We start from the raw sequence: 12,302 nt of genomic DNA, 5'->3' as shown, positions 1-12,302 counted from the left end.
AACGCGTTGGGGCGTCATAATGTAGCCCCTTTTTTCTGTCCCTACATGTGGAAGGTTCCCGTGACTCAGAAGCCCGACCAGTGTCTTGGTGAGTGGATCGATCGTGAAGCCCTGGCTGAAGCGATGATCCCGCTTATCGGTCAGCTCTACCGCAACAACAACGTGGTGAGCTCGATTTATGGCCGTAGCCTGATCAACCGTTCGGTTATCTCGATCCTCAAGGCGCACCGCTTTGCGCGTCATCGTCAAGCCGACGAAACCGAACTGTCCGTCCACGAGACATTCCCCCTGCTCAAGGCCATGAGCGAGCTGAAACTGGGCGCCGCTTCGGTCGACCTGGGCAAGCTGGCCAACAAGTTCAAGCAGGAAGGCAATGGCCGCACTGCCGAGCAGTTCGTCCGTGAAGAACTGGCCGAGGTGGTTGGCCAGCAGAACGCTTCGGCGCGCAAGGGCACCGACGTTGTCCTGTACGGCTTCGGCCGCATCGGCCGCCTGCTGGCGCGCATCCTGATCGAGAAGACCGGTGGCGGCGACGGCCTGCGCCTGCGCGCCATCGTCGTGCGCAAGGGCGCCGAGAACGACCTGGTCAAGCGTGCCAGCCTGCTGCGCCGTGACTCGGTGCACGGCCCGTTCGATGGCACCATCACCATCGACGAAGCCAACAACACCATCACCGCCAACGGCAACCTGATCCAGGTTATCTACGCCAAGAGCCCGAGCGAAGTCGACTACACCCAGTACGGCATCGAAAACGCGCTGATCGTCGACAACACCGGCGTATGGCGTGATGCCGACGGCCTGGGCCAGCACCTGGCCTGCCCGGGCGCTGCCCGCGTGATCCTCACCGCACCTGGCAAGGGCGCGCTGAAGAACATCGTGCACGGCATCAACCACGGTGACATCGCTGCCGATGACAAGATCATCTCGGCCGCTTCCTGCACCACCAACGCCATCGTGCCGGTGCTCAAGGCCATCAACGACCAGTATGGCATCGTCAACGGCCACGTCGAAACCGTTCACTCGTTCACCAACGACCAGAACCTGATCGACAACTTCCACAAGGGCAGCCGCCGTGGCCGTGCCGCGCCGCTGAACATGGTCATCACCGAAACCGGCGCCGCCACTGCTGCCGCCAAGGCACTGCCAGTGCTGAAGGGCAAGCTGACCGGCAACGCCATTCGCGTACCGACGCCGAACGTTTCGATGGCCATCCTCAACCTGAACCTCGAGAAGACCACCAGCCGCGACGAGATCAACGAGTACCTGCGCCAGACCGCCATGCACTCGGAACTGCACAAGCAGATCGATTACGTCAGCTCGCAGGAAGTGGTTTCGACCGACTTCGTCGGTTCGCGCCACGCCGGTGTGGTTGACGCCGAAGCGACCATCTGCAATGACAACCGCGTTGTTCTGTACGTCTGGTACGACAACGAATTCGGTTACAGCTGCCAGGTGGTTCGTGTGATGGAAGAGATGGCCGGTGTGAACCCGCCAGCGTTTCCGCACTGATACGCTTGTAAGGCAATGAAAAAACGGGAACCTTCGGGTTCCCGTTTTTTTATCCAGAATTTTTGTTGTCTGTGCCGGCCTCTTCGCGGGTAAACCCGCTCCCACAGGGCCGCGTCGTCCGTGAGGGCAGTGGTATACCTGTGGGAGCGGGTTTACCCGCGAAGAGGCCAGTACAGGTAATCGAGAGCCCGAACCTTGCGCACAGCCTTGCTGTTCATCCTCATGCTGCTCACTGCCTGCAACCAGGCCCCCACCCTGGAACGCCTGGGCGGCCCGACCATGGGCAGCAGCTACAGCATCCAGTACGTGCGCGAACCCGGCGGCCCGGCCCCGGTCCAGGTGCAGGCGGCAGTCGAAACCATCCTGCACGACATCGACCAGCACTACTCGACCTACCGCGGCGACTCCACCGTCAGCCGTTTCAACCAGTTGCCCGCCAACCAGTGCCAGGTCCTGCCACCCGACATGCTCGAACTGGTCAGCCTTGGTCAGCACCTGGCCGAGCAGAGCGGCGGCGCCTTCGACCTTACCGTCGAACCCTTGCTCGACCTGTGGGGCTTTGGCCCTCAGGCCCGTCACGAGCAGGTGCCCGACCCGCTGGCCCTGGCCCAGGTGCGCCAGCGTGTGGGCTACCGGCACTTGCACATCGACGGCCAGGCCCTGTGCAAGGACGCCCCGGTACAACTCGACTTCAACAGCATCGCCGCCGGCCATGCCGTCGACCTGATCGCCGCGCGCCTGCAGGCCATGGGCGTGGCCAGCTTTGTCGCCGAAGCCACCGGCGAGCTCAAGGCCGCCGGCCGCAAGCCCGATGGCAGCCCCTGGCGCATCGCCCTGGAGCTGCCCCGCGAAGATCGCCAGATAGCCCGCCAGATCATCCCGGTCAATGGCCTTTCAGTATCAACCTCGGGTGACTATCGGCACTATTTCGAGGAGAATGGCCGGCGCTATTCGCACACCTTCGATGCCCGCCTCGGGCGCCCGGTGCAGCACGACCTGGCCGCGGTCACCGTGCTCGATGCCTCGGCGCTGCAGGCCGACGGCTATTCGACGCTGCTGTTGATCCTGGGCCCGGAACGTGGCTGGGATTTTGCCGTGGCGCATGGCCTGGCCGCGGTATTGGTGACTCGGGCCGAGGGTGGCTTCGTCTCCCGAGCTACGCCCGCATTCGAACGGGCAGTGAAAGGCGAATGAAAGCACAAGCAGGGATGATCGCCGCCAGGGAATGGTTCACACATGTAGTGCGGGCAAAATTGGCCTACGACGCGACCAAGGGTTAATGTGCGCGGCGTTCACGCTTGATTAGACTGCACCCGAATTTTCTCATGACGCCCCGGCGGCATGATCGCGCCCCGCGAGCGACCGTGGCTTGCGGGCCAGTTCTGAAGGAGTACGCATGGCTGTCTACAACTACGACGTAGTGGTGCTGGGTTCCGGCCCGGCCGGAGAAGGTGCGGCAATGAACGCCGCCAAAGCAGGGCGCAAGGTGGCGATGGTCGATAGCCGTCGCCAGGTAGGGGGCAACTGCACCCACCTGGGCACCATCCCGTCCAAGGCACTGCGTCACTCGGTGCGGCAGATCATGCAGTTCAACACCAACCCGATGTTCCGTGCCATCGGTGAGCCGCGCTGGTTCTCGTTCCCGGACGTGCTGAAAAGCGCCGAAAAGGTCATCGCCAAGCAGGTAGCGTCGCGCACCGGCTACTACGCGCGTAACCGCGTGGACGTGTTCTTCGGCACCGGCAGCTTCGCCGACGAGCAGACCGTCGAAGTGGTCTGCCCGAACGGCGTGGTGGAAAAGCTCAACGCCAAGCACATCATCATCGCCACCGGCTCGCGCCCGTACCGCCCGGCCGACATCGACTTCCACCACCCGCGCGTCTACGACAGCGACACCATCCTCAGCCTCAGCCACACCCCACGCAAGCTGATCGTGTACGGTGCCGGCGTGATCGGTTGCGAATACGCCTCGATCTTCAGCGGCCTGGGTGTATTGGTAGAGCTGGTGGACAACCGTGGCCAGTTGCTGAGCTTCCTCGACTCGGAAATTTCCCAGGCGCTGAGCTACCACTTCAGCAACAACAACATCACCGTGCGCCACAACGAAGAGTATGAGCGCGTCGAAGGCCTGGACAACGGGGTGATCCTGCACCTGAAGTCGGGCAAGAAGATCAAGGCCGACGCCTTGCTGTGGTGCAACGGCCGTACCGGCAACACCGACAAGCTGGGCCTGGAAAACATCGGTATCAAGGTCAACAGCCGCGGCCAGATCGAGGTCGACGAGGCCTACCGCACCAGCGTGCCGAACATCTACGGTGCCGGCGACGTGATTGGCTGGCCGAGCCTGGCCAGTGCCGCTCATGACCAGGGCCGCTCTGCCGCTGGCAGCATCGTGGATAATGGCAGCTGGCGGTTCGTCAACGACGTGCCGACCGGCATCTACACCATTCCGGAGATCAGCTCGATCGGCCGCAACGAACAGGAACTGACCCAGGCCAAGGTGCCGTACGAAGTGGGCAAGGCCTTCTTCAAGGGCATGGCGCGCGCGCAGATCGCCGGTGAGCCGCAGGGCATGCTGAAGATCCTGTTCCACCGCGAAACCCTGGAAATCCTTGGCGTGCACTGCTTCGGCTACCAGGCTTCGGAGATCGTCCACATCGGCCAGGCGATCATGAACCAGCCGGGTGAGCAGAACAACCTGAAGTACTTCGTCAACACCACGTTCAACTACCCGACCATGGCCGAAGCCTATCGGGTAGCTGCCTACGACGGCCTGAACCGGCTTTTTTGAGCGGCTCCGACCGGTGGCCTGAGCCGGTCGGAGAGACCGATTTCAACCCTGCCCGAGGGTGGTCTTGGCCAAACCGGGAAAGTCTGTAATCAGGCTGTCCACGCCAAAATCAGCGAGCCGGCGCATCAGTGCCGGTTCGTTGACCGTCCACACCGACACGTGCAAACCCTGGCCCTGGGCTTTGAGCAGGCGCTCGGGGGTGCACAGTGTCCAGTTCAATGCCAGCAGCTCGCAGCCGTAGTTCTGTGCCACCTTCAGCGGGTCGAGCCAGGCGTATTCGGCCACCAGCCCGCGCTTGACGTCCGGCACCAGCTCCAGGGCGGCACCCAGCACTTCGCGTGAGCTGGAGGTGATGGTCACTTTGTCCAGCAGGCCGTACTGCTGGGCCAGTTCGCGGATTGCCAGCACGGTGGTGGCGGCACGGGTGCGCGAGGCGCTTTTCACCTCCAGCTGCCAGTGCTCGAACGGGCATTTCTCGAACAGTTCTTCCAGTTTCGGGATCGGGCAGGGCTGGACGTGGCCCGGGCCGCCTTTGCGGGCATCGATCTTGACCAGCTCGGCGGCCGGGTGCTCGACCACCTTGCCGCGTTTGCCGGTGGTGCGCTTGAGGGTGGGGTCATGGATCACCATCAGCTCGTTGTCGGCCGACAGGTGCAGGTCCAGCTCGCAGCGGGTCACGCCATGGGCGAGGCATTGCTGGAAGCTCTTCAGGGTGTTCTCGGGCGCTTCGCCCTTGGCGCCGCGGTGGCCGTAGATCAGGGTCACGTTCGTTCCTTCAAATCAGAGAAAAATGGGCTCAGGAGGCGGGGTCGTTCTGTTCCAGTTGCTGGCGCCGTTGCTGCTGCTGGCGCTGCAGGATGTAGCGGGCCAGCAGTTGCCGTTGGGCGTCGGTCATGTCGGTGAATTCGGTGCCGACCTCGAAGCCGCCCTCCGGGCGCGGGTCGCAATGGGTGACCTTGCCGCGCAGCAGCAGGCCATGGGCGCGCGGCATCAGCACCATCTTCACCTTGACTCGGGTGCCGGGAGCCACCGCTGCGGCTTGCGCGAATTCGATGCCGCCTTCGGAAATGACCACCGGCTGGGGCTGGCCAACTTCGCCGATCAGGGTCTGGGCAACCACCGCGCTAAGCAGGTCGAGGCGTTTGTTCTGCGCGCGCAGGAAGGCGGCGAGGGTGCGGTCCTTTTCGCTCAGCTGGCGCAGCAGGTGCTGCGACTCGAAGTCGGACAGGTGCAGTTCGCTGAGCAGGTTGAATAGTGGCGAATCATCTTGCAACACATCTGGGTCAAGGGCTTCGGCCGCGCTGAGGGGGCTGATTTGAAGTGCGATCCGATCTTCGATGCGGTAGTATTCGCGGCGATCTTCTTCGTCTAATGTCGTCATGGCGAACCCAAGGTAGCGGCGGTGGTCCGAGTGTAAAGCCGCCGTAGGCGCCTCGCCACAAGGACGTTCCCTTTCATCCGAACAAGCCCCGACATGTTCAGACCTCTTTTCGCATTCATCGGCACGCGTTATACCCGTGCCAAACGTCGCAATCACTTCGTCTCGTTCATTTCCCTGACCTCGATGATCGGCCTCGCCCTGGGCGTGGTGGTGATGATCGTGGTGCTCTCGGTGATGAACGGTTTCGACCACGAGATGCGCACCCGCGTGTTGGGCATGATCCCGCATGCCACGCTGGAGAGCGGCCAGCCCATTGCCGACTGGCCGGCCCTTGCCCAACAAGTAAAGCAGAATCCGCAGGTGGTGGCGGTTGCGCCCTTCACCCAGATGCAGGGCCTGCTGACCCATGAAGGCAAGGTGCAGAAGGTGCTGCTCAACGGCATCGACCCGGCCCGCGAGCGCGAAGTGTCGATCATCGACAAGTTCGTCCTGCAAGGCCGCCTCGACCAGCTGGCGCCGGGCGAGTGGGGCATCATGATCGGCGACAAGGCCGCGGCCAAGCTGGGCGTGGGCATCGGCGACAAGCTCACCTTCGTCGCCCCCGAGGTCAGCGTGACCCCGGCCGGCATGTTCCCGCGCATGAAGCGCTTCACCGTGGTCGGCACCTTCCACGTGGGCGCGGGCGAGATCGACGGCTACCTGGGCCTGACCAACATCAGCGACCTGTCCCGCCTGCACCGCTGGAAGCCCGACCAGGTCCAGGGCTTGCGCCTGAAGTTCGACGACCTGTTCCAGGCGCCACGGGTGGCCTGGGACATCGCCCAGCGCCTGGGTGACCAGGAGTTCTACAGCCGTGACTGGACCCGTACCCACGGCAACCTGTACCAGGCGATCCGCATGGAAAAGGCCATGATCGGCCTGCTGTTGCTGCTGATCGTGGCGGTGGCGGCGTTCAACATCATTTCCACCCTGGTGATGGTGGTCAACGACAAGCGTGGCGACATCGCCATCCTGCGTACCCTGGGCGCCACGCCCGGGCAGATCATGCTCATCTTCATGGTCCAGGGCACGGTGATCGGGGTGATCGGTACCCTGATCGGCGCCGTGGTCGGGATCGTCGCCGCGCTGAACGTGAGCGCGGTGATCGCCGGCATCGAGAAACTGATCGGGCACAAGTTCCTCAACGCCGACGTGTATTTCATCGATTACCTGCCGTCGCAGATCCAGGCCCAGGACGTGTACATGGTCTGTGGCGCGGCACTGGTCCTGAGTTTCTTCGCCACCCTGTACCCGGCCTGGCGTGCGGCCCGCACCCAGCCTGCAGAGGCGCTACGTTATGAGTGAGTCGCGCATGAGTGATAAAGCCGTTCTGAGTTGCCGCAACCTGGGCAAGTCCTACGACGAGGGCCCGGAATCGGTGCAGGTGCTGTCCGGGCTCAACCTCGAGCTGCATGCCGGGGAGCGGGTAGCCATCGTGGGTAGCTCCGGCTCGGGCAAGAGTACCTTGCTCAACCTGCTGGGCGGCCTCGACCGGCCGACCCAGGGCAGCGTCTGGCTGGCCGGCGAGGAGCTGTCGGCATTGGGCGAGCGTGCCCGTGGCCTGTTGCGCAACCGCGAGCTGGGCTTTGTCTACCAGTTCCACCACCTGCTGCCGGAATTCACTGCCATCGAGAACGTGTGCATGCCATTGCTGATCGGCCGCACGCCCATCCCCGAGGCCCGTGAGCGTGCCGAGGCGCTGCTCAAGCGCGTGGGCCTGGCCCACCGCTTCAACCACAAGCCGGCCGAACTGTCCGGTGGTGAACGCCAGCGGGTGGCGATTGCCCGGGCACTGGTCAACCGCCCCGGCCTGGTAATGCTCGACGAGCCGACCGGCAACCTCGACCACCACACCGCCCAGGGCATCCAGGAGTTGATGCAGGAACTGTCCAGCGCGTCGCGCACGGCGTTCCTGGTGGTCACCCACGACCTCAACCTGGCGCGCCAGATGGACCGTGTATTGAAGCTCGACGACGGCCACCTGGTGGCGATCTGATCGACTGCACGGGGTGGCCGGTGCCGCCCCGTTTTCCTGTTTTCATTGGGTGATTTCGTACATGTTCAGACCCTTGCCCATCTTCATCGGCGCGCGCTACACCCGAGCCAAGCGCCGCAACCACTTCATCTCGTTCATCTCGATGACCTCGATGATCGGCCTGTCGCTGGGCGTGCTGGCGATGATCGTGGTGCTGTCGGTGATGAACGGCTTCCAGCGCGAAATGAGTTCGCGCATCCTCGGCCTGGTGCCGCATGCCGCCATCCTCGGCGTGCAGCCGCTGGACGACTGGCACAAGGTGGCCGACGCGGCCATGCGCGACCCGGCGGTGATGGCGGCAGCGCCGATTACCGAAATGGAAGGCATGCTGTCGTACAAGGGCGCGATGCAGCCGATCCAGGTAGGCGGTATCGACCCGGCCGAAGAGGGCAAGGTCTCGATCGTCGGCCAGCATATCGTCCAGGGCCGCCTGCAGGACCTGCAGCCGGGGGAGTTCGGCGTGGTCATCGGTGAGCTGACTGCGCGGCGCTTCCGCCTGAATACCGGCGACAAATTGACCCTTATCGTGCCGGAAATCAGCAAGGAGCCGGGCGGTATCACCCCGCGCATGCAGCGCCTGACCGTGGTCGGCATCTTCAAGGTCGGCGCCGAGCTGGACGGCTCGCAGGCTTACATCCACGTGGACGATGCCGGCGCCATGCAGCGCTGGGCGCCGGGCCAGGTGCAGGGCGTGCGCCTGAAACTGCACGACCTGTATGCCGCGCCGCAGGTGTCCAAGGCCATCGCTGCCGGGCTGGGCGATGCCTACCGTGCCGATGACTGGTCGCATACCCAGGGCAGCCTGTTCAGTGCCATGAAGATGGAAAAGACCATGATCGGCCTGCTGTTGCTGATGATCATCGCGGTGGCAGCGTTCAACATCATCGCCACCCTGGTGATGGTGGTGAACGACAAGGGCCCGGACATCGCCATCCTCCGTACCCTGGGCGCCACGCCGGCGCAGATCATGGGCACGTTCATGGTCCAGGGCAGCCTGATCGGCATTGTCGGGACGCTGATCGGTGGCGTGCTTGGGGTGATTGCGGCGTTCAACGTCAGCCAGATCGTCGGTTGGCTGGAGCGGGTGAGCGGGCAGCACATCTTTACTTCGGATGTGTACTTCGTCAGCAGTTTGCCGTCGCAGTTGCAGTGGGGCGATGTGGCGATCATCTGCACTGCCGGGTTGGTGATGAGCTTCCTGGCGACCATTTACCCGGCCTATCGGGCATCGCAGGTGCAGCCGGCGATTGGCCTGGCAGTTTGATGTTTACCTGAGAGTCTGGGGGCGCTTTGCGCCCCTTTCGCGACACAAGGCCGCTCCCACAAGTATCGCGAATTGGCCAAGCTGACGCGATCCCTGTGGGAGCGGCCTTGTGTCGCGATGGGCTGCGAAGCAGCCCCAGTTTCACCGATCCTGAGTGAACTCGATCAAAAACCGCGTCCACCCATCCTCGCATTGCGCCCGAATGCTCCCGCCATGGGCCTGCACGATCGACCGGGTAATCGCCAACCCCAACCCGGCATGCTCGCTACTGCCTTCCCGCCGCGCCGGGTCCACCCGGTAGAAGCGGTCGAACAAACGTGGTAACACTGCCGGCTCGATAGCCGCCCCGGTATTGGCCACGCCAATCCTCGGCCCTGGCCCCAATGTCACCTTTATCTGCCCACCCGACGGGGTGAAGCGCAAGGCATTGTCCAGCAAGTTGGACAGCGCCCGGCGCAGCATATGCCGGTCGCCCTGCAGCAGCGCCTCACCCTCGCGCAGCATCTGCACGCCGCTGTCCTCTGCCAGCGGCGCGTAGTACTCCAGCAGCGCATCCACCTCCTCATGCAGCACCAGCGGTGCTTGCCCCGGCACCAGCAGGCCATGGTCGGCCTTGGCCAGGAACAGCATGTCGTTGATCATCTGCGCCATCCATTGCAGCTCCTCGAGGTTGCCGTGCAGGGCTTCGCGGTACTCTTCGAGGCTGCGCGGGCGGGTGAGGGTGACCTGGGTGTGGGTCAGAAGGTTGGACAGCGGCGTGCGCAGCTCGTGGGCGATGTCGGCGGAGAATGCCGACAGGCGCTGGAAGGCATCGTCCAGGCGCTGCAGCATGGCGTTCATGGTCGTCGCCAGCTCGGCCAGCTCTTCGGGCATCTGTGCCACCGGCAGGCGTGTGGTGAGCGAGCGCGCCGATACGCTGGCAGCCACCTGGCCCATCTGCCGCAACGGTCGCAGCCCGCGGCGTGCAGCCCAGGCACCGAGCAGTGCCGTGGCCAGCGCCGACAGGCCCACCGTCAGCCAGATCAGCCGCTGCATGCCCTGCAGGAAGTGCTGGTGATGGGTGATGTCGAGGTACAGGGTCAGTTGTGGCGACTGCGGGGCGCCTTGCGCCAGGTGCACGGCCAGGCTGCGGTAGTCGGTGCCTTGCGCATGCAGGGTTGCCAGCCCGTCGGGCAGTGGCGTCCGCGGCAGGCCTGTACGGCTTTCGAACCAGGTGGCGCCGTCGCTGCCGTTGATGCGCAGGGCCAGGTCGGCCTGGTGGCCCAGTTCATCGCGCAAGGCGGGCAGGCGCGCCTGCAGCTCGGCCGGGGTGGTGATACCGGCCAGCTGGGTGCGGAACAGCGACAGGCGCGAGTCCAGCAGTTGCTGGTCCAGTTCGACGAAATGCTGCTCGCTGGCCCGGCTGAATATCAGGCCGGCGCCGAGCGAGACAGCGGCGGTGCAGGCGGCGAACAGCAGGGCCAGGCGGCTGCCGAGGGAGACCCGACGCATCACTCCGCGCGCTCTTCGAGTACATAGCCCATGCCGCGCACGGTATGGATCAGCTTGTTGGGATGCGGGTCGTCGATCTTCAGGCGCAGGCGGCGGATCGCCACTTCGATCACATTGGTGTCGCTGTCGAAATTCATGTCCCACACCTGCGAGGCGATCAGCGATTTGGGCAGCACCTCGCCCTGGCGGCGCAGCAGCAGTTCAAGCAGGGCGAACTCCTTGGCGGTCAGGTCGATGCGCTGGCCGGCGCGCTCGGCGCGGCGGCGGATCAGGTCCAGGCGCAGGTCGGCCAGGCCCAGGGTGGTGTCCTGGCTGGGGCTGGTGCCCCGGCGCAGCAGGCTGCGCACCCGCGCAAGCAGTTCGGAGAAGGCGAACGGCTTGACCAGGTAATCATCGGCGCCCAGCTCCAGGCCGTGCACCCGGTCTTCCACGGCATCGCGGGCGGTGAGAAACAGCACCGGGGTGTCCAGGCCGGCCTGGCGCACGGCCTGGAGGATCTGCCAGCCGTCACGGCCGGGCAGCATCACGTCGAGAATCAGCAGGTCGTGGTCGCCGGTCAGGGCGAGGAACTGGCCGGTCTCGCCGTCGGTGGCCAGTTCGGTGGCGAAGCCGGCCTCGTTCAGGCCCTGGCTCAGGTACTGGCCGGTACGGGCCTGGTCTTCGACGATCAGCAGTTTCATTGGGTGAATTGACTCCAGCAAACGGCACAAAACCCTTTGGGAGCGGGTTTACCCGCGAAGAATTCAACACGGTGCATGGCACCGGCTTTGCCGGTGTTCGCGGGTGAACCCGCTCCCACAGGGATTGGGTGATGCTGAGATGATACGTGACGATGCACCCGCTCGCCCCAAACTGACGAAGATGTAATCCCGCTGACTTGCGCTCCAAGGCGGGGTGCAAAACCGGTAGACTAGGGGCAATTTCGAACCTTCAGGTCAGTTTCCATGCATCCCGCTGCCGAACATTCCCCGCTGGGCAAGTCCAGCGAATACATTGCCACCTATTCCCCGGAGCTGCTGTTCCCGATTCCGCGTACCGCCAAGTGGGCCGAGCTGGGCGTTACCGCCCAGACCTTGCCGTGGCAGGGTGTGGATTACTGGAACTGCTTCGAGCTGAGCTGGCTGCTGCCGTCGGGCAAGCCGGTGGTGGCGATCGGCGAGTTCGCCATCCCCGCCGATTCGCCGAACATCATCGAGTCCAAGTCGTTCAAGCTGTACCTGAACTCATTGAACCAGACGGTGTTCGCCTCGCTTGGCGAACTGCAGGCGTGCCTGGAGAAAGACCTGTCCGCCGCCGCCGGCAAGCCGGTCGGCGTGAAAGTGCGCACCCTGGCCGAGGTCGAGGCCCAAGGCGTGGTGGCCTTGCCGGGGCAGTGCATCGATGCGCTGGACGTTGCCATCAGCAACTACGAACAGCCGCAGCCAGAGCTGCTGCGCTGCAACCCGGAGCGACAGGTGGAAGAAACCCTGCACAGCCACCTGCTGAAGTCCAACTGCCCGGTCACCGGCCAGCCGGACTGGGGCAGCGTGGTGGTCGAGTACAAGGGCAGGGCGCTGGACCATGCCAGCCTGCTGACCTACCTGATCAGCTTCCGCCAGCATGCCGACTTCCACGAGCAGTGTGTGGAGCGGATCTACCTGGACTTGAAGAACCTGCTGCAGCCGGAGCATTTGACGGTGTATGCGCGCTATGTGCGCCGGGGTGGGCTGGATATCAACCCTTACCGCAGCACGGGGGCGATCAGCCCGGACAACAAGCGCCTGGTTCGGCAGTAAGGTTCGCAAATACGCCG

General features: G+C 64.2%; 11 protein-coding genes. 7 read left to right on the top strand and 4 right to left on the bottom strand.

Annotated features, from left to right (window positions below; genetic code table 11):
- Positions 1-45: 45 nt before the first annotated feature.
- From RYH74_RS19185 to sthA, 3 genes are all read left to right on the top strand, one after another.
- Entirely contained in the window at positions 46-1,509 is a 1,464-nt protein-coding gene (locus RYH74_RS19185; protein ID WP_317409927.1) for a glyceraldehyde-3-phosphate dehydrogenase, read from the top strand.
- Positions 1,510-1,704: 195 nt separating this feature from the next.
- Positions 1,705-2,703, top strand: coding sequence for an FAD:protein FMN transferase (locus RYH74_RS19180; RefSeq protein WP_317409926.1), 999 nt, complete (start codon positions 1,705-1,707; stop codon positions 2,701-2,703).
- A 202-nt stretch (positions 2,704-2,905) separates the two neighbouring features.
- The gene (gene sthA, locus RYH74_RS19175; RefSeq protein WP_015269541.1) at positions 2,906-4,300 is read left to right on the top strand and encodes a Si-specific NAD(P)(+) transhydrogenase; all 1,395 of its coding nucleotides are present in this window, start codon (positions 2,906-2,908) and stop codon (positions 4,298-4,300) included.
- A 42-nt stretch (positions 4,301-4,342) separates the two neighbouring features.
- On the opposite strand, the gene RYH74_RS19170 is transcribed toward sthA, so the two are convergent.
- Both RYH74_RS19170 and RYH74_RS19165 read right to left on the bottom strand, forming a co-directional pair.
- The gene (locus RYH74_RS19170; protein ID WP_015269542.1) at positions 4,343-5,065 is read right to left on the bottom strand and encodes a glycerophosphodiester phosphodiesterase; all 723 of its coding nucleotides are present in this window, start codon (positions 5,063-5,065) and stop codon (positions 4,343-4,345) included.
- Positions 5,066-5,096: 31 nt separating this feature from the next.
- Entirely contained in the window at positions 5,097-5,681 is a 585-nt protein-coding gene (locus tag RYH74_RS19165; protein WP_075044221.1) for a PilZ domain-containing protein, read from the bottom strand.
- Between the two features lie 93 nt (positions 5,682-5,774).
- Between RYH74_RS19165 and RYH74_RS19160 the strand changes: the two genes are divergently transcribed.
- The 3 genes from RYH74_RS19160 to RYH74_RS19150 all read left to right on the top strand — a co-directional run bounded on the left by RYH74_RS19160 (position 5,775) and on the right by RYH74_RS19150 (position 9,019).
- The gene (locus RYH74_RS19160) at positions 5,775-7,025 is read left to right on the top strand and encodes a lipoprotein-releasing ABC transporter permease subunit (RefSeq protein WP_015269543.1); all 1,251 of its coding nucleotides are present in this window, start codon (positions 5,775-5,777) and stop codon (positions 7,023-7,025) included.
- 7 nt (positions 7,026-7,032) lie between these two features.
- Positions 7,033-7,716, top strand: coding sequence for a lipoprotein-releasing ABC transporter ATP-binding protein LolD (gene lolD, locus RYH74_RS19155; protein ID WP_169774647.1), 684 nt, complete (start codon positions 7,033-7,035; stop codon positions 7,714-7,716).
- Between the two features lie 61 nt (positions 7,717-7,777).
- Complete coding sequence (locus tag RYH74_RS19150; RefSeq protein WP_085589453.1) at positions 7,778-9,019, top strand: lipoprotein-releasing ABC transporter permease subunit; 1,242 nt, start codon at positions 7,778-7,780, stop codon at positions 9,017-9,019.
- Positions 9,020-9,160: 141 nt separating this feature from the next.
- Here RYH74_RS19150 and RYH74_RS19145 read toward each other — a convergent pair whose 3' ends face one another.
- Positions 9,161-10,513, bottom strand: coding sequence for a heavy metal sensor histidine kinase (locus RYH74_RS19145; protein WP_317409925.1), 1,353 nt, complete (start codon positions 10,511-10,513; stop codon positions 9,161-9,163).
- Complete coding sequence (gene cinR, locus RYH74_RS19140) at positions 10,510-11,190, bottom strand: two-component system response regulator CinR (RefSeq protein ID WP_015269546.1); 681 nt, start codon at positions 11,188-11,190, stop codon at positions 10,510-10,512. The genes RYH74_RS19145 and cinR overlap by 4 nt, the downstream gene beginning before the upstream one ends.
- Before the next feature lie 264 nt (positions 11,191-11,454).
- Between cinR and queF the strand changes: the two genes are divergently transcribed.
- Positions 11,455-12,285, top strand: a complete 831-nt coding sequence (queF, locus tag RYH74_RS19135; RefSeq protein ID WP_286101357.1) for an NADPH-dependent 7-cyano-7-deazaguanine reductase QueF — start codon at positions 11,455-11,457, stop codon at positions 12,283-12,285.
- The last annotated feature ends 17 nt before the right edge of the window (positions 12,286-12,302 follow it).

The organism is Pseudomonas sp. LSJ-87 (assembly GCF_032971465.1).
Lineage (GTDB): Bacteria > Pseudomonadota > Gammaproteobacteria > Pseudomonadales > Pseudomonadaceae > Aquipseudomonas > Aquipseudomonas putida_Z.
The sequence above is the reverse complement of the archived record's forward strand: the minus strand, read 5'-3'. Positions and strand labels throughout refer to the sequence as shown.